Origin of the sequence: Botryobacter ruber, from assembly GCF_003347595.2 — a bacterium.
Lineage (GTDB): Bacteria > Bacteroidota > Bacteroidia > Cytophagales > Hymenobacteraceae > Pontibacter > Pontibacter ruber_A.
This window is the reverse complement of record NZ_QCZK02000015.1, coordinates 121,661-146,163: the sequence shown is the minus strand read 5'-3', so window position 1 is coordinate 146,163 and position 24,503 is coordinate 121,661. Positions and strand designations below refer to the sequence as shown.

The following is a 24,503-nucleotide window of genomic DNA, read 5'->3' as shown; positions in this document are numbered from 1 at the left end:
TTTTATAAACAGAATATTATGAAGCTTTTACGTTTCAACAAGCTAGTGGTGTGGTTGCTGGCACTTTTCATTTTGCCTGCCTGCGAAGATGATGTTTCCAATCTTCCCAATGTAGATATGTCGCCGAGGCTGGTGGTGAATTCCTATATCTCGCCGCAGGACACCGAGCTAAAAGTGCAGTTGCAGATGACGCAGCCAGCAATAGGCAAGATCAAAACCCCTGAAGAGCTAAAGGTGCGAAACGCAACCGTTAACCTGTCGGATGGGACAAAAACGGTTTCACTGGCCTATGACTTGGAGACAGATGCTTACAAAACAAGTGCAGCTAATCTGCCGGTGGTCGCGGGCAAAACCTACTTTCTGAATGTCAGTACCCCCGGCGGCTATAAGGCAGAAGCTTCGTGCACAGTGCCAATAACAAGCGGCATTGCCATAACAGATCTGGACTATAATTCGTCAGTGCCCGACTGGAGTCCGCAGTCGCTGGACCACCGCTTAAGCTATAAATGGACGGATGCGCCCAATACGGCAAACTACTACCGCACACTGGGTTATATTCTTATCCGGCAACCGGATTTCAACGGCAACATCCAGACCATGAAGCAGCCTTTCTATTTAAGTGATGACGAAACCAAAACGTACATTGCGGATCAGAAAACTTCGGGCAGTTTGCTCAAGTCGCCTGAGTTCAATACAAACACCTACGATGGCATCGGCAGACCTGGCGAAACAGAGTATGAGATACATGCCCTGCTGATTGTTTGCGATAAAAACTACTACCAGTACCACCATTCCGTATTAACTGCTTCCAGAACAGAGGGGAATCCTTTTGCGGAGCCTACTTTTGTTTATTCCAACATTAAGGGAGGACTGGGCGTGTTTGGCGCCTATAACGAGGTGGATAGTTTTATAACTGTGAGGTAGAATGCATTATTGGTAGGTATTACACTTTCATAAAATGTTAGGAGTAGCAAAAGAAAAAATCCTCATCAAGCTGCACTGACAACTTAAATTTCTTGTGGTCCACGGTGGCCAGACGCCGCGTAATAGTAGACACGGGCGGGGACGCCCGCGCCAGAAATATTCTACCAATGACACATACCTTTATTCAAGAGGTATAGAAGTGCAGCAACTCAGGCAGGCAGCAAATCGCAGAACCAGAAGCTGGTGTCGTAGGTGGGGGGGGCGTCTTTGGAGAAGCAATTGTCGTCGGGGTCAGCGGGGACGCCGTAGGTTTTGTGCACCACTTCCCCTAACGTATATTGTACCGGCTCCCGGAAAATAGGGCCATCAAAAACAAAGGTGTGAAATTCGCCGTTTTCGCCGCAAGGGTCTACGTTCGGGGGCAGGTCGTGCAGGAAAGCTTCGTCGAGCAAACGGCCTGCAAAAGAGCGGTCGAGGAGCTTTCCGTTTACACACACCACCACCGCTTTAAAACCAAGGTCCAGGAATTCCCGCACCAACTCGTCGGTCGGGCGCTCCCACAGCGGAAAAACCGCCTCCATTCCTGCCTGTGCCATTTGCTGCTCCCGGTATTCCCGCAGGTCCTGCAGGTTGATGTCGCCAAAGATGGCCGTGGTTACGCCCTGCTGCTTCAGTTCTTGCAGCTTCTCATCGAGTAACCTGTTATAATCCGACATGCTGGCGTTTTCGGGTAAATAGAGTTGCTGCAGGGGCAGCCCGATGTTTTTGGCCTGTTGTTCCAGGAGTTCCTGCCGCACCCCATGCATGCTAATGCGCCGGGTGGCGCTGCTCAATGTTGTCAGCAACGCTGCAACTTCGTACTTCTGTTGCTGCAGGACATGGTACAGGCAGAGCGACGAATCTTTGCCACCGCTCCAGTTAAATACACTTTTCATAGACTAAGGGGAATAGGATGGAGCGGTAAAGGTAATAAATTACGGAACAGGTGAACATCTAAAAGCAGGAGCAGCGGCTGTGGTGGCAGGCGCAGTAAGGTTTTAGGATGCTTTTCAGGTGTTTTTTTCTGCTGCTGCCGTCACCATTCCCGCTGCACCTGTTGCTATCCGCTTTCGGGCGGTATCCGTATAAGAGAGTGCTTCCGGAAAGGAAGCTGAAATTTTTGTATCACTTAAAAGAAGAACTATGCCACAGGGAGATAAATCGGCTTACACCGACAAGCAGAAGCGTAAGGCGCAGCATATAGAAGAAGGTTATGAAAAGCGCGGCGTGAGCCACAAAGAAGCAGAGAAGCGTGCCTGGGCCACGGTAAACAAACAGGATGGCGGCGGCAAAAAGAGCGGCTCCGGAAGAGCAGATCATAAAGACTAGCAGCAGCATCGGCAGAGGTCTTTTCGGATCTGCGGATGCATTCTTAATTTCTGAATCGTAATAAAACCAAAAGCGGCCGGAAGCTAAAACTTCCGGCCGCTTCTGGTTAAGGATAATCGTTGGAGTACGCGTCCAGGTTTTCTTCCAATGTAGTGGCAGGAGGAGTGCCGGTTGCTACCCTGTTGTGGGAGTAAGGCCGGTTCCATTTGGCTATTACTTTCGACTTTTTGGTGCGCTTTTTCAGCAGCATCAGCGTTACACCGGCAGCCGCCACCACGCCTGCCGTTACCAAAGCGGTGGTAGTTAAGGCTTTGTCGTCTGAAGCCGGTACCGACACGATGCCCTGCTCGTTTGTAATGGCGGGTTCGTTTACATAACGCCCTTGCTCCGGCACTGCCACGCGCCAGAAACTGGCCGACAGTTCGTTTAACTGACGCCGCAGTTCTTCGCCCCACATCGGCAGCCCATGACCGGTAGCAGCTACTTCGGGCTGCAGCAAGGCCAGTTTCTGCACCGATTGGTGCGCACTTATCCAGTCGGGGGTAAAGTAAGCCGGTGGACCGTGAATCTCCTTGCCCTGCGAAATAATGGCCAGTAACGATTCGCCATGGCGCGTCACGAAAGCATCGCCGGCTAACAGTACCCGGTCATCTTCCCGGAAGAAAGAGACATGGCCCGGCGAATGTCCGGGGGTAGGTATCCAGCGCCAGCCGGGTAAGCCGGGCACGCTGCCATCGGGCGGGAGAATTTCCACGAAACCTGTTATGTCGATCGGCTTTTTAGGATACATAAACGACATGTAGGCCATCACGCCCCTGCCCACACTGGGGTCGGGTGGCGGGTAGCTGGACTGTCCGGTTACATAAGGCAGCTCCATCTGGTGCACATAAACGGGAGCCTGCCATTCAGAGGCCAGTTCTTTTACCGCGCCAATGTGGTCGAAGTGCCCGTGCGTGAGCAAAATAGCGGAAGGCTGCGTGTTCTGGCCAAACAGTTCTTCTGCCGCCTGTTTTATTTTGCTTGCCGAACCGTAGACGCCCGTATCAATGAGTACCCACGAACCGCCCGGCTCGCTTACAAAGTACAGGTTTACGAAAAAGGTTTTCATACCCCATATGCCGGGCGCTACATAAAAGGTATGTTCGCTTTCGGTCTGGAATGTTTCGTCAGTTGTTTCCATGCTTGTATATTTTTATGTGGTTATCAGCCTGCGTTGTGAGTTTATACTACGGGGAAAGGGGTAATCTGGCTACTAATGTTCTTTAGTTACGGGGGCAATTGTAAAATATTTTTGCCGGAACGCTTTTTTATCTGTTAAAAAGTTTGTAATTATATGTAGGTATTTAGAATTCAGAAATGATGCTGTACCACTTGTTTTGGTTTGGTGTTTGTTTTGCTGTTCTTGTAGCAGCAGTGAGCAGAACTTAAAGCCATTTTAAGAAAAACAGGGCTGTTCCGGAGCATTTCCTGTTTTAGAGGAATTATTTATCTTTCAGAAAAGTTGTAAATGTATGGTAAACTTATTCGTACCCCCAAGCTATATGATGGTCTACGCCAAATGCGTAGATGCCTCGAGGCCAGCTTTTGATCCTGAAGAGTGGATTGAGGAGGGCAAGGTGTATCCGGTAAAGCATTTTACGGAACCCCTTAACCAGGGTGAAGGATTTGCTGTTACAATTATGGATGAAGATGGGGTGGAGATACATCCTTCTGCTACACACTGGAGTTTTGCTTCACACCGTTTCGAGCTGTACATGCTGCACCTGAATTAAATCAAAATCAGGATATCTTCGTTAAAACCAAAAGGGCTGCTTCGGCAGCCTTTTTTCATGGTGAAACAAAACGCTAAACGGCATGATGAGTGCTACTGAATTTAATGACCTGCCACCTTCCGTTCAGGCTGCCCTGGTACTGGACGAAGGCCGTTACCTGCACCACCGCATTAAAGGCTGGTGCAAGATAGATCTGTACTGGCTGTACGGTTTTTACGTGGAACTCTGGTTCCTCTACGACCTGAAAACCATTGGCCTTGTACGCGCACTCACGACCCCCAAGGCCTTAGAACCCTACCTGGAAACGATACGGCTAAATGTGAAGGTGTAGAGCAGGGTGGGGCAGGGATGGCTTCGGTACTATTAAAAGCCAAACAGTATTTGTCGGCAAGTTTTGCATGAAAAGATGGCTATATAGTATATTCGCTAGTCCGATTACGGTTATCTGTTAAAAACGACAATAAACCGTATGTTCTGGATCGTATAGAGTGCAGATAACCGTATGTTTGGGTGGTATTACGTTTATACTATTGTTGTGCGTCACCATAAACAAATATTAGAACTTGGAAAATATTGAGATTTGGGCAGATACTGTTATTGATTTATGGTTAAAAAATAAAATACCTGTTCAGCCTGGTGCTTCATTAGAATCTATTTCTAAAACTGAAGAAATTTTAGGCTTCGTATTTCCAGATTCTTTCAAGGCATTATATAAAAAAGCTAATGGTTTTGAAGAATTTGAGTGGGATGCAAATATGATATGTCTTTGGTCTTTGAATAGAATTGAGCAAGAATATGGCAGATACCCAAATTTTATAGGTTTCGGTGATTATTTAATAAATAGTCATGTCTATGGATTTTCGAAAGGTGAAAAAGGTATCTTCAAAAATTATGATCTTGCTGATCCTGGTATTCCTGAAAAAATCGCAGAAACATTTGAAGAAGCCGTAGAACTTATAAACAAGAACTCTGACTTACTTTATTAAAAACCAAATCAAATTAAAATGCCGATCGCACAACATGGTATATACAAAACCCTTGCTCAGCTGTGGAATTTGTATATACTATCACCGTTGGCAAGTATTGATTAAAAGAAAAATATGGGAATGGCAACTCGCCTCTATGGCTGTATTGTTGAATTTGGTCTAGACCCTTCCACACGGTCTAGAATATATAAGCATAATCGAAAGGTAATATATGGTTTACCGCAGGTAGACCAATGGCCTCCCTTAACAAAGAATATGTTTGCCATTACTCATAACATCAAAGAGTCTAGCCTAAGCTATGATTACATGGGGCGGTTAATTCACTTTGGAGCAAATTTTAAGTCAATCGAGCATGAATGGGAAGAATGGAAAACAAAATTTGAAAATTTACTCACTCAGCTTTATTGGTTAGAAGCTGATGTCCATTTTAAAACAGAGTATGCTGGAATTCAACCCTTCTCTTGGAGTTTAGACCTATTGAAATGGACAGCAGTGGATAATAAAGAATTGAATCCTATTCAAAAGTACCATTGGACACATGAGGGAGAAATAGATTGGGCAAAATGAACAATCTTTGCCAACCACAGCTTTACTTTAGTTTCCCCACAGCAAAACCAAACCCGTTGTGCTTCATGCAGTATATGAAATGAACATATAGGAGTAGCATTTACCTTTGAATAGATAACAAGTGTAATAAACCATTATTTTTACCTTTGTATTTAAAATAAAGGTAACTGTTACCCTCGTTATATATGGCGCCATTTCATAGAGAAGCACCCTACAATGATTTACCCTTACTTCCTCCAGAGAAAGAACTGGAGACAAAGGATGTAATGCGAAAGACCGTTAAAGCAAGTAGGGCTCTGGCGCAGCTGAACGGAGCTATCATGAACCTGCCTAATCCAAGTCTTTTCCTGGATACAATCCATTTGCAGGAAGCTAAAGCTAGTTCTGAAATAGAGAACATTATCACCACGAATGATGACCTTTATAAGGCAGTTGTTGCTGAAAAGAAGTATGAATCCACGGCAGCAAAAGAGGTAATAAGTTACAAGGAGGCTTTATGGTTCGGGTTGGAAAAGCTTAAAGAGCGTCCTTTCATTACCACAAATCTTTGTGTGGAGATTATGCAGTGTATTAAGCAGAACACGTCAGGCATCAGAGCTACTCCAGGAACAACCTTGGCCAACACGCAGGGTGACGTAATTTATACGCCACCGGCAGGAGAAACAGTGATACGTGAGAAGATGGCAAACCTGGAACGCTTCATTAACGAGGAGAGTGTCTTGGACCCGCTCATCAAAATGGCCATAATGCACTACCAGTTCGAAGCCATCCACCCATTCATAGACGGCAACGGACGTACCGGAAGAATACTGCTTCTGCTCTACCTGAAAATGGAGAAACTGTTAGATGTGCCAGCGCTTTACTTAAGTGAATATATTATCCGGAACAAGTCGTCTTATTACTAGAAACTAAGGGCCGTCACAGAAGTCGGGGACTGGGAGGGCTGGATACTCTACATGCTGGACATGATAGAGAAAACAGCTATCAGCGGACTCAAAAAGCTGGAGGAGATTATGGCCGTTATGGAGGCCACTTCGGAAGAAATAAGAGAGAAGCTCCCCAAAGTATACTCGAAGGAGTTAATAGAGATACTATTCAGGCTACCGTATACAAAGCGCCAGTTTCTGATTGAGGCAAGTATGGGATCACCAAAAACAGTAGGTAATTACCTGATAGCGCTTGAGAACGAGGGCTTCTTAAAAGCAACTAGGGTAGGAAAAGAAAAACTTTACCTAAACCAGCGATTAATGGATGTACTGGAGAATAAACAAAAAGAATAACACCCGCTATAGCGCATAAACTGACCATAGCCAAACTGTTAAATAATCAACCTTCCCATACAAACAACACCCCCTGTGACAAAAGAAACCAAAAAGCAGTTATCTTCAGCACAACGCGAGGAACTACTCAGCACCTTAAAAGCCCGTTTTGAAAAAAACATGATCCGCCACAAAGACCTGGAGTGGGCTGACGTGCAAGCCAAACTGGAAGCAAATTCCGAAAAACTGTGGTCGCTCCACGAAATGGAAAGGACCGGCGGTGAACCGGATGTGGTGGAACAGGATAACAAGATAGGCGAATTTATTTTTTATGATTGTGCAGCGGAAAGTCCGAAAGGCCGCCGAAGCCTTTGCTACGACGGCGAAGCGCTGGAAGCCAGGAAAGAAAACAAACCGGGAAATAGCGCAATGGATATGGCCGCCGCCATGGGCATTGAGCTGTTAACCGAAGAACAGTACCGGGAGCTGCAGAAACTGGGGAAATTCGATTGTAAAACATCGAGCTGGTTAACAACGCCTGCGGCTATCCGGAAACTCGGCGGCGCCATTTTTGCCGATCGCCGCTACGACACAGTTTTTGTCTATCATAATGGTGCCCAATCGTACTATGCCGCCAGGGGATTCCGAGGTTTACTGCGGGTTTGAATTTTGTTCAATCTGCCTATTTTGCTGCAACTACTGCCGTAAGATTCACTAATTTTGTTGTGTACCAAAGACGATAGCATGAGCAGAAACCTATTATTGATAAGTACCTCTACCACCCATGGCACAGGTTACCTGGAGCATTGCCAGGAACAGGTAAAAGAACTGTTGCACGACAGAACCAGCATCCTGTTCATTCCTTACGCCCGTCCGGGTGGCATTTCGCACAAAGCCTACACCGAAACCGTAAAAGAAGCCTTTGCCCGGATGGAAGTGGATGTCAGCGGGATACATGAGGCAACGGATGCGGTTGTGGCCGTGCAGCAGGCTGAAGCTGTGTTTGTAGGCGGTGGCAATACCTTTTTGCTCCTCAGGCAGCTGTACCAGCACAACCTCATCAAGCCATTGCAGGAGCGTGTAAAGCAGGGGATGCCGTATATGGGAACAAGCGCAGGCTCCAACGTGGCCGGTAAAACCATTGGTACGACCAACGATATGCCCATTGTATTCCCGAAAAGCTTCGATGCCTTGCAGCTGGTTCCTTTCAACCTGAACCCGCATTACCTCGACCCGGACCCAACTTCCAGGCACATGGGCGAAATCCGTGAAACCCGCATCATGGAGTTTCATGTGCACAACCGACAGCCGGTGGTGGGCCTGCGGGAAGGAAGCATGCTGCGCATCAGGGGCGATAAAATGGAATTGCAGGGGCCGCACACAGCACGTGTTTTTCTGCAGGGCGAGAAACCGCAGGAGTTTAAACCTGCCGACGACCTGAACTTCCTGCTGGATGCCGTCTGATTCCTGAAAATAAATACTACCTTCCATCTACTTCTAAATCGCCAACTACATTTATGACAAGACACCACCTGATTTTATGTGCAGCCTTAGCGCTGTCGGGGCTGAGTATGGGTAGCTGTACACGCGCCTCCGAACAGGAGCAGCATACCGAAGCGGTACAAGCCGAACAAAACCTGAGCCAGCTGCTGGAAAATTATTTCGAGGAGCGCCTGAAGCTCTTCCCCCTCGAGGCTACTGCTATTGCCGACAGCCGCTACAACGACCAGCTGCCAAACGACATCAGCCAGGCACACAGGCAGCAGGTACGGGAACTCTACCAAAAGTACCTGGAAGCAGTAAACAAGCTTGACAGAAGCAAGCTCGACGAGCAGGAGCAGGTCAGTTACGACATCTTCCGGTACGAAATGCAAACGGCGCTGGAAGGGCTCGAGCAGCCCTGGAGCCTGTTGCCCATAAACCAGTTCTGGGGAACAACCCTCACCATGGCGCAACTGGGTTCCGGGGCCAGCAACCAGCCGTTTAAAACCCCGAAAGATTACCGCGACTTTCTTGGCCGCATAAACGACTTTTCGGTGTGGGGAGATACTGCCATTGCCAACATGCGCAGAGGCATGGTGGCCGGCGTTACACTGCCCCGGGCGCTGTCGCAGAAAGTGTTGCCGCAGCTGAAGGCCATGGTCGTGGATAACCCGGAGAAAAGTATTTTCTGGACGCCGGTAACGAAGATGCCCGATAGTTTTACCGCAGCACAGAAGGACAGCATCCGGCAGGCCTACACCAAAGCTATCACCGAAGTAGTGGTGCCCACCTACAAAAAGCTGCACGATTTTGTGGAACAGGAGTACCTGCCCAAGAGCAGAACAACCACCGGCATCAGCGAAATAAAAGGCGGCGATGCCTTTTACCGTTACCTGGTGCGCTACTGGACCACCACCGACCTCACGCCCGATCAGATTTTTGAGATAGGCCAGCAGGAAGTAGCCCGCATCCGCGGCGAGATGGAGAAGGTGAAGGAGCAGGTTGGCTTTAAAGGCGACCTGAAAGCGTTCTTCAAACACATCAACGAGAACCAAAAATTTACGCCCTACAAAACACCCGAGCAGGTGCTGGCGGCTTAACGCGACATTGAGGAGCGCATGCAGCCGCAACTGGACAGGCTGTTCGGGCTAACCCCGAAAGCAAAATTTGAAGTACGCCAGACGGAAGCATTTCGGGCGGCATCGGCCAGTGCCGAGTATAATCCGCCGGCGCCTGATGGCTCGTGGCCGGGCATTTTTTATGTGCCCATCCTGGATGCCACCAAATACAACACCGTGGGGATGGAGTCGCTTTTCCTGCACGAAGCTATACCCGGGCACCATTACCAGATCTCCATCCAGATGGAGCAGGAGGGGCTGCCACGTTTCCGGCAGTATGCCTGGTACGGGGCTTTTGGCGAAGGCTGGGCCTTGTATTCCGAAAGCTTGGGCAAAGAACTGGGCCTGTACACCGATCCGTACCAGTACTTCGGGCGCCTGAGCGGCGAAATGCACCGTGCTATCCGGTTGGTGGTAGATGTGGGCATGCATTCCAAGGGCTGGACGCGGGAACAGGCCATTCAGTATTCCCTGGATAACGAGCAGACAAGCGAAGAAGATGCGATTGCGGAAATAGAACGGTACATGGCCATTCCAGGGCAGGCACTCAGTTACAAAATCGGTGAGCTCAAAATAAAGGAGCTGCGCCAGAAAGCAGAACGCGAGCTTGGAAGCGATTTCAGCATCAGTGCCTTCCACGACGAGATCCTGAAGCAAGGCGTTATGCCGCTGGCCGTACTCGAGAAACGCATCAACGACTGGATTGCCCGGCAGAAGCAGGCGTAAAAGCTACTTTTTTGTCCTTACCTGCTGGCAGTAGAAGAGTAGAGGGAGTGGTGGCAGGTGCAGTTGAACTGAGCGGTAATACCAGCTAGTATTTACGCAGTTCCACCAACCATTTCCCGTTGTCATCCCCTTAGGGGGGCCTGTGAGCGAACTGCACTTTGGTTAGCTAAAAGGATCTTCCATTTTAAACCGACTTGTAGCTGCCAAAGTGCAGCTTGCTCACAAGATCACACTTGCTGATTCGGTTTGCAAATCCGAATCAGCAACATATCCGTAGTTGCAGAAGATACCGCAACAATGGAAGGAATTATACCGGATAGTAAATAGCCTATTACATTAGATCCCTTCATGTAGCTAGCTCTACTGCGGCTCGCCCACAAGATCCCCTAAGGGGATGACAAAGGGGAATAGTTTTGTGGGACTGGCTAAATACTATCTGGTATTAAATATGATTTGGTGTTAAATCTGGTAAATCCAAGAATCTGCTTTAATCCCGGTTCAGGCAAAATAATCTTACTGCACCAGCCACCACAGCCGCTGCTGATGATTAAACATTAAAAAAGGCACTCCCGAAAAGAGTGCCTTTTTTATAATCAAAACTACAGAAGGATATTAATTGGGATGTTTTGCTTCAAGCTTTTTGAGGAGCAGTTTCGGGAATTCGTACTCGCCGCGGTAAAGCAGGGCCAGTTGCTGCAGCGAAATTATTTTCTGAAACTTAACCGAATATTCCTGCTCCAGGTCGAGCTCTTTATGCCGGTTGGCAAAGATAACGTCGATCATGGCTTTGACTTCGGCATCGCTCATTTCTTCCAGTTTTTTGCGGTGCGTGCTCCTGTTTGCCCGCCATATTTCGCGTCGCTTGCTTTCGTACTCGTTGTAGAGCGGCCAGAATTTTTGCGCCTGGTCAGGGGTCAGGGCCATTTTATCCGTCAGGAAAGCTACTTTGGCACTCTCTACATTGCTTCTGTCGTGATGTCCCTTTTGTGCATGGGCTGCACTCCCGGACAGGCTGAAAACGGAAAGCAACAAAAAGAAAAGATAATATTTCATGGGTGTACTTAGTAAATCAGTTTATTTAATTGGTAATACTCCAGCTCTTCTTCAGCAGCCTCGGAGCTGATATTTAAAAACTCGGCGGTTAATTCCTGGTCCGATAAAGATACTTCATCAAAGTCGGAAGTTTCGAGCCGGGCGTAGCTGTCAAGATAGTCTACAATTTCTGCCTCAGGTAAAGTGCCCAGGGCAACATATTCCGGCTGCGGTTGCTGCTGCACCACATCGTTGCTGAAGAGGAAAACCCCGACAAAAACCAGGAGCAGCACGAGCGGCGCCAGCACCAGGCGTACAGGCTGCCAGAAGCTGGAAAAGCGTGGGGCGGCGGATGCGCCTGCGCCTTTGGCAGCAGTCTGCTCCATCACCCGCATCGGGAGGCTGTCAAAATAACCTTCCGGTACCTTATAAATATTGTGCTTCGGAATATCGTTCAACTTCATATCGCTTCACTTTTTACCCTGTACATAACATTAGATGTTAATTTGCAACAAAAGTTTAATCATGTTTCAAAAATTCCTCAATTTTTTTTACAGCCAGGTGGTAAGATGCCTTTAACGCACCCACCGAAGTGCCTAAAATTTCAGATATTTCTTCGTATTTCAGTTCGTCGTAGTATTTCATATTGAAGACCAGGCGCTGTTTGTCGGGCAGGCGGAGCAGGGCCTTCTGGAGCTTGAGCTGTATCTCGTCGCCCGAAATATCGGGCGAGGTATCCAGCTTTTCGGAAAGTTCTGCGGCCACATCGTTTATCGGCAGAAAGAACTTTTTCTTCTTGTTCGACAGGAAGGTTAGGCACTCGTTGGTGGCGATACGGTAGAGCCAGGTATAAAGTTGAGCATCTTTGCGGAAGCCGTCCAGGTTCTTCCACACTTTAATAAAAACCTCCTGCGTCAGGTCGTCGGCGTCGTCGTGGTCAATCACCATTTTCCGGATGTGCCAGTACACTTTCTGCTGATACTTCCGGATAAGTTGGTTGAAAGCCAGGTTACGGCTTTCGGCAATGGCAAACTTTTCTAAGATTTCAATATCTTCCAAGGGACAGTAACTATAAGCAGAATGCCACTAATTTTTTAATTCTCTTGCTTTCATGTTTACAACACCACCCGTGGTTAATCTTGTAAGTGTGATTTTCATAGCTGTCGTTCAATTTGTTTTCTGCAGCTGCCACCACAGCCTCTGCTGCACAGGTTAAATAAAAAAGAGGCTGTACCAGCATCAGTACAGCCTCTCTCTGGGTATATCTGTTTACTGATTACTGCTGTTTGCGCGCAATGGCACGCTCGGCAGCAGCTACGATATCGTTTTCAGAAAGACCATACTTCTCCATCAGCTGCTCCGGTGTTCCGCTTTCGCCGAAGGTATCGTCTACAGCCACATATTCCATAGGCAGCGGCTTGGTTTTTACCAGCAGCTGTGCAATGCTGTCGCCCAGGCCGCCCAAACGGTTGTGCTCTTCTGCCGATACCACGCAACCTGTTTTAGCTACCGAAGTTAAGACTGCTTCTTCGTCTAAAGGTTTAATGGTGTGGATATTAATAATTTCAGCATTAATGCCTTTTTCTGCCAGGATATGACCCGCCAGGATGGCTTTCCATACCAGGTGCCCTGTGGCAAAGATACTCACATCTGTTCCTTCGTTCAGCATCACGGCTTTGCCAATTTCAAGTTTCTGGTCGGCAGGCGTAAACACCGGGATAACCGGACGGCCAAAGCGCAGGTATACCGGGCCTTCGTAATCGGCAATGGCAATGGTGGCTGCTTTGGTCTGGTTGTAGTCGCAGGGGTTGATCACAGTCATGTGCGGAAGCATCTTCATCATACCAATATCTTCCAGGATCTGGTGGGTGGCGCCATCTTCACCTAAGGTAAGACCAGCGTGCGAAGCACAGATTTTTACGTTTTTGCCGGAGTAGGCAATAGACTGGCGGATCTGGTCGTAAACGCGACCGGTAGAGAAGTTGGCGAACGTGCCGGTAAAAGGAATTTTACCGCCGATGGTCATACCGGCAGCAATACCCATCATGTTGGCTTCGGCAATACCTACCTGGAAGAAACGCTCCGGGTTTTCCTTGATAAAGTCTGCCATTTTAAGGGAACCAACCAGGTCGGCGCATAGGGCTACTACATTGGGATTGGTGCGGCCAAGTTCGGCCAGGCCGGCTCCAAAACCGGAGCGGGTATCTTTTTTCTCAGTATACGTGTACTCTTTCATCTATCTGTTGAAAATTTTTACGTTTGTTGTTGCGCCCGACCTGATGGTGAATTCCTGCACATCAGTAAATTTACTCGCGTGGGCAGACTTGGTGCGGTAAACCAGTTTATATTTTCCCGGCTGCAGGGCCAGTACGATTTTGCTGCTTTGCTCCGGCAGCGTATAGATCCACTGCTGCGAACCGTTGGCATCGATGGAATAAATACTGCCATAGCCCTGCAGGTCTGATGGTATGTTCAGTTGCCCTGCAGGCGGAACGGTAATGGTATTAGTTTGCCCCTGTTTTACCTCCACTCCCTTCATATAAATGCGGGGAAGTGTAAACACCTCCAGGTCGTATTTGCCGGCCAGGTACTTGTTCCGGCTGCCAAAGTGCTGCACGTGCAGGGTCGTGCCTGCATCTGGCTGGCGTACGATGGCCGTAAGCTGTCCGTAAGGCGTGGGGCCGTCCTGGCGGAGGTACAATTCGCCCTGCGGCGCCACCACCGAAAATACATTGTGCTTTCCGGGCTGTATTTTCAGGTTGTTCTCTACTACCTGCGGCACCGAATTCACCACCAGGTTATAGGGGAGGAGGGCATCCACTTCCAGCCTGTCCGATTTTCCTTTGCCATCCATGTAATGCACGTAGTTGTACTCCGGCAAACCGGTCAGGGCATTCAGGAACGTCAGGTTTACGTTGCTCTCCACGGGCCGCCCCTGCGCGTCTACCAGGTCTACGGTAACGGTGGTTTCGCTCAGGGCCTGCGTCGTTATTTCGGTCAGCACGTTCCGGAACGTACGCACATCGGCAGCGTTAAAATACTGCCCGATGCAGTTCAGTTGCTTTTCGTACTCCGGCTCAATACCTATCCCGATCACAAAAGGGCGCAGGAAAATTCGCTTCTTCTGCAGGGCCAGCGACGTAGCACAGGGGTCACCGCTGCACGACTCCAGCCCGTCTGTAATCATAATAATCACATTCCGGGCATCCTTTTCCTGCGGAAAATCGTCTGCCGACTGTTGCAGCGAATACGTGAGCGGTGTGTTGCCGCGTGGTATTATCTGCTGCAGCTTCTTTTTAACCTGTTCCGCATTCCGGGCTGCAAAAGGTACTTCCAGCTTGGTGTCCCGGCAATTGTTCTGCTCCCGCCCTGACTGGTGCCCGTATACCCGCAGCGCCACTTCCAGGTTCTCGTATTGCTGCAGCGAGTCCACCAGGTTGGCCAGCAGGGTTTTGGCTACCGACATGCGGTCGCTGTTTTCCCATTTGGCCATCATGCTGCCGGAGGCATCGAGCAGGAAAAGAATCCGTGTGTTTGGCTTAGGTTTTTGGGTTTGGCTAAAAGCTGCCCCGCTTGCTGTAAAAAACAGCAATAAAGAAAGTATGAAGCAGGTCTTTTGCCAGAAAGTCATGGCCACCTAAACTTAAGCGTAAAATTAAAAAGCGCTATTCCCGATCCGGAAAACCAGGTATAGCGCTTGACGGTTTATTAATAATCAGAAGCTTCCTGTACGGCAAGCTGCTGCAGGGCTATCTGAAGCTGCTCATCGTTTGGTGCTACGCCGTGCCATTTGTGGGAACCCATCATGTAGTCCACGCCAAAGCCCATCTCCGTATCCATCAGGATCATAACCGGTTTGCCTTTTCCGAGCCTGGATTTTGCTTCTTCCAGGCCAGGCAGTACCGACTCAAAGGAGTTTCCGTCTGCAATTTCCATTACATCCCAGCCAAACGCTTCGAACTTGGCGCGCAGGTCGCCCAGCGACATTACTTTTTCAGTAGGGCCGTCGATCTGCTGACCGTTGCGGTCTACGGTGGCAATCAGGTTGTCAATTTTGTGGTGTGCCGCATACATGGCAGCTTCCCATACCTGTCCTTCGTTCAGTTCGCCATCGCCCATCAGCACGAACACTGTTTGCGGGTCGTTGTTCAGTTTTTTGGACTGCGCAGCGCCAATCGCTACAGACAATCCCTGGCCCAGTGAACCGGAAGCTACACGTATGCCTGGCAGACCTTCTTCGGTAGCCGGGTGACCCTGTACACGGGAGTTGATCTTACGGAAAGTAGCCAGCTCTTTCACATCGAAGTAACCGGAGCGCGCCAGCACGCTGTAGAAAACAGGCGAAATGTGGCCGTTCGATAAAAAGAACAGGTCTTCGCCCTCGCCGTTCATGTTGAACTCGGGGTTGTGTTTCATTACCCGGAAATACAGCGATACCAGGAAATCCGTACAGCCCAGCGATCCGCCCGGGTGTCCTGAATTTACGGCATGTACCATGCGTACGATATCACGGCGAACCTGGGCCGCGATATCCTTTAGCTCTTCAATGCTTTTGTTGTGTGGGTTCACTTGCGAGAATTTTTATCAATAATTATTTAAATGTCAAATATACAAGTATAAATCGAAATACCTAATCAATAAGCAATTAGTAACCGATTTTTTTGTAACAACTGTTATTTTTTTAGCAGCTGCTGGGTATGCTCTGCTGTTTTTACTTTGGTGATGATGTCTTCAATTACACCATTTTCGTCGATCACGAAGGTATAGCGCATGGTACCCATGTATTTGCGGCCATACATGTTTTTCTCCTGCCACACCCCATATTTGTTCACAATCTGTTGATCGGTGTCGGCCAGGAGCTTGAAAGGCAGGCTGAACTTGCTGATGAACTTCTGGTGCGACTCTTCGCTATCGGTGCTTACGCCAAGCACTTCGTAGCCCTGCTGCTGCAGCTCGCTGTAGTTGTCGCGGAGGTTGCAGGCCTGGGCGGTACAGCCAGGGGTGTCATCTTTCGGGTAGAAATATAGAATTACCTTCTTGCCTTTGTAGTTGCTCAACTTTACGGGGTTTCCGTTCTGGTCTGTAGTCTCAAATTCAGGAGCTTTGTCTCCGATCTTCAGTTCCATGTGCCTGTTTATATGTTTGTTTTATAGATAGTCTCGTTTCCGGCGTTATCTTTTACTCTTAATTCTACTTCTCCAGACAAAGGTATACTTTTATCTAACTTTTCAGAGTAAATAGTGGCGGTTTTATGCTCATATTTCATCAGCAGCCACTGCCCGTTTATGGTAGCATTAAAAGAGTTCAGGCCGGAGAGGTCGTCCCCTATTTTAAACCGGACCTGTACTTTGCTTTTGCCCAGCAACCTGACGGATGGCGGTTTTACATCTTCCATAACCTTAAACTTGCCCATGTTGCGGGTGGTAAACGTAATGGAATTGCCGTTCCAGGTGCCGCCTGTAAAGCCTTTCCCCCTGCCGGTTCCCAGGAAGTAGACAGCTGCTTTTGATTTGTCTGCAAATTCTCCGGGGGGCGTAATAGTTACCTTAATGCCGCTGTGCAGGGGCGTGAAATAATCGCCGATGGTATACACATCATCTTCCAGGTTCGTTTGCAGGTAGAGCGTGTCGTAGAGCGATTCCTTGTTAAAGACAATATTTGCATAAGGATTCACAACCGTTACTTCCTTGCCCGGCGGGACAGCCTGCTGGAAATGGAACACCTCGGTTAGCCCACAGAAGTGCATGGAGTCGGGGAGGCCGGCCCTCAGGTCGTAGAGGTTAACCGATACCGAATTTTTGGTGTAGCTGGGCACCAGCACCATCCGCTTTTTATCTTTAAACAGTTCCAGGCTGCGGGGCGTGGCGGAGGTGTCGGTGGCGTTAATTTTCAGGACATTGCCCAGGATTTCGTAATCGAGCTTCGGTTTTTTTACCTGGTTGGAGATGGTTTTGGTAAAGCCGGATTTTTGCCCTTTCACGATAAAGCGGAGGGTGGTGCTGTTATTATAGGAGTCGCGGGCTACGAGCTGCACTTTGTACACAGAGTCCGGGTGAATAGTTAAGCGACCCCGGTTTCCGGAGGCATTGTACAGGGGCAGATCGTTTCCGTAATCCACAAAAGCTTTCTGGAAGGTGTTGCCGGTGTGCTTGTAGTGGCCGTAGTTGATGTGCTGCGATACCTGCCGTGTCAGTTCAAACGGTACCTGGTCTATCATGTGCGCGTAAAGTTGCCTGTTGTTCACGATAAGCGTTACTTCCTGCGTACCGTTCCTGTTTGTGGCGCCGTCGTAGCGGTCGATGGTCTGCAGCTCCAGCCCCAGCTGCCCGTAGCCAAAGATGGTGTCAGGCAACACATAGTCATTGCCCGATTTTTTGGTGCTGAACTGGAACCTGCCAAACTCGTTGTTTACGCGCGAATAGATGTTGAGCGTCTGGATGCCCAGGGTGTAAATGTCGGGAGGCGTGGTGTCTATGATCTCTGAGAAGCCATAGCGCAGCGGGTTGTACAGCCTGTCCTCTTTGTCGCGAATCTCGAAATGCAGGTGCGGGCCGCCGGAGCCGCCCGTGTTGCCGGACAAACCGATTACCTGTCCCCTTTTTACGAGGAACATGTTTTTGTCCGGGAACAGCTCTATTTCAAATGTCTTTTGCTTATACTGGTTTTTCAGGACGTAATCTGCCAGCGGGTCGTAAAATTCCAGCAGGTGCGCATAGGTGGTAACCAGCCCGTTGGGGTGCGTGATGTAGATGATGTTGCCATACCCGTAGGTCGACTGTTTCACCCTCGATACGTAACCATCGGCTGCAGCATGTACATTCAGGCCCACCCGCTGATCGGTTTTAATATCGAGGCCACCGTGAAAGTGGTTCGAACGGATTTCGCCCATCGAGCCCGACAGGTAGTTGCGCTCCCCGGGTTTTATAGGGAACAAAAAATACCCACGCAGGTCGGTTGGCTGTGCGGCCAGACCTGTTGCGTAAAGTAATAAAAGAATGAAAAGTGATAAATGCTTATTTAATTTCAAAGTTCAGTAATTTTTTGTCTTCGATAAATCCTTCTAACCTATCCCCGATTTTAACGGGGCCAACGCCTGCCGGAGTGCCTGTAAAAATGATGTCGCCGGTTTTAAGTGTGATAAACCGGGAGATGTACGCAATTATCGCATCAAAAGGATGCAACATCAGGCTGGAATTTCCTTTCTGACGCACTTCCCCGTTCAGTTGCAGACTGAAATCGATGTTCTGCAGGTCCGGGAACTGGTCCAGGGGCAGAAACTCCGAAACAGGCGCCGAACCGTTGAAACCCTTGGCCAGTGTCCAGGGCAGTCCTTTGGCTTTTAGCTTTGCCTGCAGGTCGCGGGCGGTAAAGTCTACGCCTAAACCAATGGCATCATAATATTTACGTGCAAATTTCGTGTCAATGTTTTTGCCTTCGCGGCTGATGCGCAGCAGCAACTCCACCTCGAAATGTACATCCTGGCTGAATTCCGGGTAATAAAACGGCTCGTTGTTGCGCAGCACCGCTGTGTCGGGCTTCATAAAAATGACTGGCTCTTCCGGGACCTCATTTTTAAGTTCCTCGATGTGTGCCACGTAATTCCGGCCTATGGCTAATATCTTCATAACGTAATTTCCTGTTTTTTCTGATATTCAAAATTAGGAGTTATCCGCTTTATGCTCCTAATAATATCTTAGTTATTCGTGTTGAGGTTTGATGGGTGTGGCTATTGCTGAAGATGGGAGGTACTTACCTGGTACCATAAAACTGTTTACGACATAGCTGGCTGGAAGGGCCGTCGCTCCAATTACTTTTCAGAATAGCAGTTATAGCTTTCTCCTGACCACATGATAACCTGTTGCCCCCGAAGGATGTGGTTTTGCAATTTCGGCAGTTTGCAGCTTTCCTTCTCCATCGTAGCAACGGGCGGTAAGCGTGTGCTCACCAGCCTGGAAGGGCATATCGTAGCGCCAGATAACCCAGGTGGTCTGTGAGAGCGGCTTGCGCAGCTGTGCTTCGTGCCAGTCGCCATTGTCTACCTGTAGCTCCACTTTGGAGATGCCGCGGTCGCCTGCAAAAGCAATTCCCCCGACAGGTACGAGTTTTTGCCCAACTGCCGAAGTGTAGGCGTCCTGAACGGCAACTGCGTCGATTACCGCTTCGGATTTCATAATGGCTTCACGGTCCCAGCCGCGTGTTACCCAGTAGCCTTTCTCCCAATGATCCAGTGCTTCTATCGTCTCTATCCATTTGGGTTGTTTCATGCCGTAGTGGTTCGGAATGTAAATGCGTAACGGGAAGCCGTGTTTTGTCTTCAGCGGAAGGCCATCCCAGGCATAAGTCAGCATGATCCGTTCGTCATTTATAATATCCTGCAGGGCCACTGTTTCGTAAAAGCCGTCTGCCGATGATATTTTTAGATGCGTGGCGCCTGGTTTCAGGTGCAGGTCGGGCAACAGCTGCTGCAGGCTGACGCCTGTCCAGCGGGTGGTGCTGATGAGGTCGCCGGCGATGCGGTTCGAAATGCACTCCAGCGTCACAAACTGGTGCATCGGTTCATACTGCTTTAGTTCGTCCAGGGTAAAATCCAACGGTTTCTCAACCAATCCTGTAACATTCAGCTTCCAGTCCTGTTCGTTTACCTCCGGCGGAACGGTGTTGATGTCGATGCGGTAGTGCTTGTCGAGGGGCGTAAATTCCGGCCGGGTGCCTGGTGCAGGTTCCACGGCAGCACCGGCATTCGGTAAGGCGTGCGTCGCAGACCAGGTTGTGCCTGGCGTTGTTTCCCGTTTCCCGAGCAGCGCACCTACCGATACTCCCACCACCGTAACGACAGCCGTTGCACCACCCAGCTTCAGCATAAACCGGCGGCGGTCCAGGCGAACGGCCTCTGCTTTTTGTTCCTGTTCTATTGCCTGCAACCGTTGATATGCCCACCCCAGCACAAAACCCCAGCCTGCAAAGAGGAGCAGCGCCCAGAGCAACGCCGGTACCGGGTGAGCAGCAGAAAACAGGTTTACGTTTAAACTGATAAGCATGGCGGCCAGGCCAAACAGGCTTCCAGCAACAGTGCCCGTAAGCACCGGTGACTTTTTTAGCCTGCCCATGAGCAGGATCACCAAAACGCCGGCAACGGTACCGCCAGCCAGAAACAGGAGTAAGGCCATCGCTTTTTCGGCGGTTTTGGCGGCTGAAGCGGTGTCGCCCAGGTTCAGGACGTTGATGCCTTTTACCATGGCATCAATCCCGGCGGTGATGACTGCTCCTGGCAATTGGCGCGCTATCCAGTCAAACAGGTCGAACGGAAAATACGGCAACCCAAATGCCAGCCAACCAAAGTAGTTGACAGCGATAACAGCTACAGTTAACAAAAAGGATTGTAAAGCGCTGTATGTCAGGGGTGTTTTCATGCGCGTTGGTTTTATTTAGAGATACTTGACGGAAACTCGGAAAGTTTTTCTTTCCAGTGAAATTGTATGCTGTGCGATAGGTTCTGGCGATGGGAAGCGGGCTGCCTGCAACACTGGTACACAAAAAGCAGCGGCAGCCATGGCGACAGGGCAAACTGCAACAGCAAGGAGCAGCAGAGGCTATGGTGGCAGCTGCAGAAATGAAAAATATCCTGTCGCTGTGCTGCCAGAAGCTGTTTGGCATCCCGAAACAATTAGAGTATGTTTAAATTTCGTTTTTGCAAGCGAAAATTGTTCGGGAAGGGTTCTGACGAAATGTTTTTTGAGCAGCATAGCAGCGCTATGGTGCGAGAAAAATATGAAGTCAGGTTCCTTTCCGGGCAATTTGCAGCGCAAAGGACGGAATTTATACATGCTCTTAGTACCTTTAAGCCAACGAACAGCTGCCGCAGTATAATTTTAAATCAGCCTGCTATTCGTAATTGAAAACATAAACTTCGCTATAATTTTGCCTTTGCTTTGGGAGTGACTATATTTAGCTTATGACCACACACTTGGAAGATTCTTTGCATAACTCCGACCAGGGAGCTGAAAACCGGTCCAGGTTACAAGCCATTATCGATACCGCGATTGATGGGATTATCACCATCGACAGCCACGGCATTATGGAAACGGTGAATCCTGCTGCTGCCCGTATCTTTGGTTATCAGCCGGAGGAAGTACTGGGGAAGAACGTGAGTATGCTGATGCCCGAGCCCGACCACAGCCGGCATGACGGGTATATTGCCAATTACCTGCGAACCGGTGAAGCCAAAATAATCGGCAAAGGGCGTGAGGTACTTGGTCTGAAAAAAGACGGCACCACCTTTCCGTTCCTGCTGAGCATTAGCGAGGTAAAGCTGCGCGATAAACTGATCTTTACCGGCATTGTGCACGACATCACGCAGCTGAAGAAGGCCGAACTGGCCCTGCGGGAAAGCGAAAGCAAAATAAATTCTATTATTCAGGCTGCCGTGGATGGCATTATTACCATCGATACCCGCGGCATGATCGAAATGGTGAATCCGTCTGCGGCCAAACTATTTGGTTATGATCCGGCTGAACTGCTGGGCAGGAGCATTAACATGCTGATGCCTGAACCCGACAGCAGCCGCCACGATGGTTACATGCGGCACTACCAGGAAACCGGCGAAAAGCGCATTATAGGCATCGGGCGCGAAGTTTCCGGGCTGCGCAAAGATGGTACGGTGTTTCCGTTCTTCCTGAGTGTGAGCGAGGTGGTGCTGGGCGGGCGGACAGTATACACCGGTTTTGTGCATGACATTACGCAGCAGAAGCTGAACGAGGAACGCCTGCGGCGCTATGCTGCCGAACTGGAACGCAGCAACCGCGAACTGCAGGATTTTGCCTATGTATCGTCGCACGATTTGCAGGAGCCGCTCCGCAAGATACAAGCCTTTGGCGACCGCCTCAAAACAAAAGAGTACGACACTCTGAGCGAGCAGGGAAGAGATTATATCGACCGGATGCTCAATGCTTCGTCGCGGATGCAGAACCTCATCAACGACCTGCTGGAGTTTTCGAGGGTAACTTCCAAAGCGAAGCCTTTTGTAGAGGTGAACCTTGATGTGGTTCTGACGGAAGTGTTGTCGGACCTGGAGATCACCATCGAGCAGACGGGCACCGTTGTTAACCGTTCTCCCTTGCCGGTAATCGATGCCGAGCCAACCCAGATGCGGCAGCTATTCCAGAACCTGATCAGCAATGCCATCAAATTCCGGAAAGAGCAGGTGCCCCCTGTAATTAATATCTATGCCAAACACCTGCAGCCAAAAGCGCACCTGACCGCTACACCCGGCGATGAACTGCTCGAAATCCACGTAGAAGATAATGGGATTGGCTTCGACGAAAAGTACCTGGACCGCATCTTCCACATTTTCCAGCGGCTGGAGGGGCAGAAGTACGAAGGGTCCGGTATCGGGCTGGCCATTTGCCGCAAAATTGCCATCCGGCATGGGGGCGATATTACGGCACGCAGCCAGCCTGGTGTGGGTGCGCACTTTATTGTTACCTTAGCAAAAAAACACTTTCAGGAAGAAAAATAATACTTCATATGAGTCCTAATAATAGTAAGAGAACAATTGTGATACTAATTGCCGACGACGATGCCGAAGACCGCATGCTGGTAAAAGAGGCACTGGAAGAGAGCCGCCTCACGAACAAAATGCATTTCGTGGAGAATGGCGAAGAACTGATGGATTACCTGCACAATCGCGGGCGGTTTTCCGACAAGGACAAGTATCCAACCCCGGGCCTGATCCTGCTCGACCTGAATATGCCTAAAAAAGATGGCCGCGAAGCGCTGAAAGAAATTAAAGCCGATGAACACCTGCGTGTTATACCGGTGGTAGTACTTACCACTTCCAAAGCCGAAGAAGATATCCTGCGGACCTACGACCTGGGGGTTAGCTCATTCATCGCAAAACCGGTAACCTTTTCGGCGCTGGTGGATGTGATGCGGACCCTGAGCAAGTACTGGTTCGAAATTGTAGAATTGCCCAAACCCTGACTGAAAAAATCAAACCGATAACCCGGCTTATGCCGAAATAAATTTTTATAGCCTATCGATTCGATGCCACATAAAATAAAAGTTCTGTTGGTAGATGACGATGAGGATGACTTTATCATCACCAGAGATATTATGGAGGATATTCCGGGCCGGAACTATAACCTGGACTGGTCTTCTTCCTTTACCAATGCCCTGGAACAGATAAAACAGGACAAGCACGATATTTACCTGGTGGACTATCACCTGGGGGCACACAACGGGCTGGAGCTGATCACCAAAGCGGTGGAAGAAGGTTCTATGGCTCCTTTTATTTTGCTGACCGGCCAGAGCGACCTCGAAACCGACGAAAAGGCGATGCGGGCAGGCGCCCTGGATTACCTTGTAAAAGGAACCTTTAACCCGTTCGACCTGGAGCGGGCTATCCGTTACAGCATCGAGCACGCCAAGAGCCTGGCCGAAATCCAGAAACTGAACACCGAACTGGAGCAACGTGTGCAGGAACGCACGCAGGAACTGGCAGAAGCTATCCGCAAACTGGAGCACACCAACAGGAGCTTATTTGAGGCGCAGCAGAAAATCAGGAAGGCGCTGCAGAAAGAGAAGGAACTGAACGAGCTCAAGTCGCGGTTTGTAACTATTGCCTCGCACGAGTTTCGCACGCCACTGAGTACAGTGCTTTCCTCGGCTTCGCTGATCGGGAAGTACAAAGACACGGAAGACGACGAGAAAAGGCAGAAGCACGTGGAACGGATCAAATCCTCGGTGAGTAACCTGACCACCATTCTCAACGACTTCCTCTCCATCAGCCGCATCGAGGAAGGGAAGATTTACAACGTACCTACTTCCTTCGACCTGGCTGCATTTGCCGCCGAAGTGGCCGACGAGATGCAGAGCCAGATAAAGCTGGGGCAGCAAATCCATTACAAACACCTGGGCGAGCAGGTAACGGTGAATTTGGATAAACAGCTGCTCAAAAACATCTGCCTGAACCTGCTGTCGAATGCGAGCAAGTATTCGGGCGAGGGCAAAAACATTTATTTCACTACCGAAATTTCGCCTGATAAAATTCAGCTGATGGTGCAGGACGAAGGTATCGGTATTCCCAAAGCCGACCAGGAGCACCTGTTTACGCCGTTTTTCAGGGCACACAACGTAACTAACATACAAGGAACCGGACTTGGATTGAATATCGTTAAAAAGTATGTCGAGATTATGAAAGGTACCCTGCAGTTCGAAAGCGAACCGGAAAAAGGTACTACGTTCATCATAACATTCCCCAATAAGGCTTAA

The 24,503-nt window shown here is 49.3% G+C and carries 25 protein-coding genes and 1 pseudogene; 14 read left to right on the top strand and 12 right to left on the bottom strand.

Annotated elements, in window-relative coordinates; all coding sequences use genetic code 11:
• Positions 1 to 18 precede the first annotated feature (18 nt).
• Positions 19 to 924 (top strand): DUF4249 domain-containing protein, encoded by a 906-nt coding sequence (locus DCW36_RS03110; RefSeq protein WP_164891013.1) that lies wholly within the window; start codon positions 19 to 21, stop codon positions 922 to 924.
• A gap of 209 nt (positions 925 to 1,133) precedes the next feature.
• On the opposite strand, the gene DCW36_RS03105 is transcribed toward DCW36_RS03110, so the two are convergent.
• The gene (locus tag DCW36_RS03105; protein WP_114779447.1) at positions 1,134 to 1,859 is read right to left on the bottom strand and encodes a Dph6-related ATP pyrophosphatase; all 726 of its coding nucleotides are present in this window, start codon (positions 1,857 to 1,859) and stop codon (positions 1,134 to 1,136) included.
• 247 nt (positions 1,860 to 2,106) lie between these two features.
• Here DCW36_RS03105 and DCW36_RS03100 point away from each other — a divergent pair, with 247 nt between their 5' ends.
• Positions 2,107 to 2,292 (top strand): hypothetical protein, encoded by a 186-nt coding sequence (locus DCW36_RS03100; RefSeq protein ID WP_114779445.1) that lies wholly within the window; start codon positions 2,107 to 2,109, stop codon positions 2,290 to 2,292.
• Between the two features lie 106 nt (positions 2,293 to 2,398).
• Here the strand turns inward: DCW36_RS03100 and DCW36_RS03095 are convergent, their stop codons facing one another.
• Positions 2,399 to 3,472 carry an MBL fold metallo-hydrolase gene (locus DCW36_RS03095; RefSeq protein ID WP_240676032.1) on the bottom strand — a complete coding sequence of 358 codons (1,074 nt, stop codon included), beginning with the start codon at positions 3,470 to 3,472 and terminating at the stop codon, positions 2,399 to 2,401.
• Positions 3,473 to 3,803: 331 nt separating this feature from the next.
• Here DCW36_RS03095 and DCW36_RS03090 point away from each other — a divergent pair, with 331 nt between their 5' ends.
• The 9 genes and pseudogenes from DCW36_RS03090 to DCW36_RS03055 all read left to right on the top strand — a co-directional run bounded on the left by DCW36_RS03090 (position 3,804) and on the right by DCW36_RS03055 (position 10,202).
• The gene (locus tag DCW36_RS03090; RefSeq protein WP_114779443.1) at positions 3,804 to 4,064 is read left to right on the top strand and encodes a hypothetical protein; all 261 of its coding nucleotides are present in this window, start codon (positions 3,804 to 3,806) and stop codon (positions 4,062 to 4,064) included.
• An 82-nt stretch (positions 4,065 to 4,146) separates the two neighbouring features.
• Positions 4,147 to 4,395 (top strand): hypothetical protein, encoded by a 249-nt coding sequence (locus tag DCW36_RS03085; RefSeq protein ID WP_114779440.1) that lies wholly within the window; start codon positions 4,147 to 4,149, stop codon positions 4,393 to 4,395.
• A 232-nt stretch (positions 4,396 to 4,627) separates the two neighbouring features.
• Complete coding sequence (locus DCW36_RS03080) at positions 4,628 to 5,050, top strand: SMI1/KNR4 family protein (protein ID WP_114779438.1); 423 nt, start codon at positions 4,628 to 4,630, stop codon at positions 5,048 to 5,050.
• Between the two features lie 255 nt (positions 5,051 to 5,305).
• Positions 5,306 to 5,617: a hypothetical protein gene (locus DCW36_RS03075; protein ID WP_114779436.1), complete on the top strand. Its 312-nt coding sequence runs from the start codon at positions 5,306 to 5,308 to the stop codon at positions 5,615 to 5,617.
• Positions 5,618 to 5,883: 266 nt separating this feature from the next.
• Positions 5,884 to 6,522, top strand: coding sequence for a Fic family protein (locus DCW36_RS22825; RefSeq protein WP_240676031.1), 639 nt, complete (start codon positions 5,884 to 5,886; stop codon positions 6,520 to 6,522).
• A gap of 60 nt (positions 6,523 to 6,582) precedes the next feature.
• The gene (locus DCW36_RS22820; RefSeq protein WP_240676030.1) at positions 6,583 to 6,897 is read left to right on the top strand and encodes a hypothetical protein; all 315 of its coding nucleotides are present in this window, start codon (positions 6,583 to 6,585) and stop codon (positions 6,895 to 6,897) included.
• Between the two features lie 75 nt (positions 6,898 to 6,972).
• Entirely contained in the window at positions 6,973 to 7,542 is a 570-nt protein-coding gene (locus tag DCW36_RS03065; RefSeq protein WP_114779434.1) for a DUF4256 domain-containing protein, read from the top strand.
• Positions 7,543 to 7,620: 78 nt separating this feature from the next.
• A complete protein-coding gene (pepE, locus tag DCW36_RS03060; protein WP_114779627.1) occupies positions 7,621 to 8,340 on the top strand; it encodes a dipeptidase PepE in 720 nt (239 codons plus the stop codon).
• Positions 8,341 to 8,393: 53 nt separating this feature from the next.
• A pseudogene (locus tag DCW36_RS03055) lies at positions 8,394 to 10,202 on the top strand (DUF885 domain-containing protein).
• A 612-nt stretch (positions 10,203 to 10,814) separates the two neighbouring features.
• On the opposite strand, the gene DCW36_RS03050 reads toward DCW36_RS03055, so the two are convergent.
• The 10 genes from DCW36_RS03050 to DCW36_RS03005 all read right to left on the bottom strand — a co-directional run bounded on the left by DCW36_RS03050 (position 10,815) and on the right by DCW36_RS03005 (position 20,644).
• Positions 10,815 to 11,255 carry a Spy/CpxP family protein refolding chaperone gene (locus DCW36_RS03050; protein ID WP_240676029.1) on the bottom strand — a complete coding sequence of 147 codons (441 nt, stop codon included), beginning with the start codon at positions 11,253 to 11,255 and terminating at the stop codon, positions 10,815 to 10,817.
• A gap of 8 nt (positions 11,256 to 11,263) precedes the next feature.
• Positions 11,264 to 11,698, bottom strand: a complete 435-nt coding sequence (locus DCW36_RS03045) for a hypothetical protein (protein WP_114779431.1) — start codon at positions 11,696 to 11,698, stop codon at positions 11,264 to 11,266.
• A gap of 55 nt (positions 11,699 to 11,753) precedes the next feature.
• Positions 11,754 to 12,293 carry an RNA polymerase sigma factor gene (locus DCW36_RS03040; protein ID WP_114779429.1) on the bottom strand — a complete coding sequence of 180 codons (540 nt, stop codon included), beginning with the start codon at positions 12,291 to 12,293 and terminating at the stop codon, positions 11,754 to 11,756.
• Positions 12,294 to 12,510: 217 nt separating this feature from the next.
• Positions 12,511 to 13,470 (bottom strand): transketolase family protein, encoded by a 960-nt coding sequence (locus DCW36_RS03035; RefSeq protein ID WP_114779427.1) that lies wholly within the window; start codon positions 13,468 to 13,470, stop codon positions 12,511 to 12,513.
• Positions 13,471 to 14,865, bottom strand: coding sequence for a vWA domain-containing protein (locus DCW36_RS03030; protein ID WP_114779425.1), 1,395 nt, complete (start codon positions 14,863 to 14,865; stop codon positions 13,471 to 13,473).
• Between the two features lie 77 nt (positions 14,866 to 14,942).
• Positions 14,943 to 15,803, bottom strand: coding sequence for a transketolase (locus tag DCW36_RS03025; RefSeq protein ID WP_114779423.1), 861 nt, complete (start codon positions 15,801 to 15,803; stop codon positions 14,943 to 14,945).
• Between the two features lie 104 nt (positions 15,804 to 15,907).
• The gene (bcp, locus tag DCW36_RS03020; protein ID WP_114779421.1) at positions 15,908 to 16,360 is read right to left on the bottom strand and encodes a thioredoxin-dependent thiol peroxidase; all 453 of its coding nucleotides are present in this window, start codon (positions 16,358 to 16,360) and stop codon (positions 15,908 to 15,910) included.
• Positions 16,361 to 16,368: 8 nt separating this feature from the next.
• Entirely contained in the window at positions 16,369 to 18,261 is a 1,893-nt protein-coding gene (locus DCW36_RS22985) for a M23 family metallopeptidase (RefSeq protein WP_317127238.1), read from the bottom strand.
• Entirely contained in the window at positions 18,248 to 18,859 is a 612-nt protein-coding gene (locus tag DCW36_RS03010; RefSeq protein ID WP_114779417.1) for a fumarylacetoacetate hydrolase family protein, read from the bottom strand. The genes DCW36_RS22985 and DCW36_RS03010 overlap by 14 nt, the downstream gene beginning before the upstream one ends.
• A gap of 201 nt (positions 18,860 to 19,060) precedes the next feature.
• Positions 19,061 to 20,644, bottom strand: a complete 1,584-nt coding sequence (locus DCW36_RS03005; protein ID WP_114779415.1) for a molybdopterin-dependent oxidoreductase — start codon at positions 20,642 to 20,644, stop codon at positions 19,061 to 19,063.
• Between the two features lie 542 nt (positions 20,645 to 21,186).
• Between DCW36_RS03005 and DCW36_RS03000 the strand changes: the two genes are divergently transcribed.
• The 3 genes from DCW36_RS03000 (at position 21,187) to DCW36_RS02990 (ending at position 24,503) form a co-directional block, all read left to right on the top strand.
• The gene (locus DCW36_RS03000) at positions 21,187 to 22,749 is read left to right on the top strand and encodes a sensor histidine kinase (protein ID WP_114779411.1); all 1,563 of its coding nucleotides are present in this window, start codon (positions 21,187 to 21,189) and stop codon (positions 22,747 to 22,749) included.
• Between the two features lie 8 nt (positions 22,750 to 22,757).
• Complete coding sequence (locus DCW36_RS02995) at positions 22,758 to 23,213, top strand: response regulator (RefSeq protein WP_114779409.1); 456 nt, start codon at positions 22,758 to 22,760, stop codon at positions 23,211 to 23,213.
• Positions 23,214 to 23,276: 63 nt separating this feature from the next.
• Positions 23,277 to 24,503, top strand: coding sequence for a hybrid sensor histidine kinase/response regulator (locus DCW36_RS02990; RefSeq protein ID WP_114779407.1), 1,227 nt, complete (start codon positions 23,277 to 23,279; stop codon positions 24,501 to 24,503).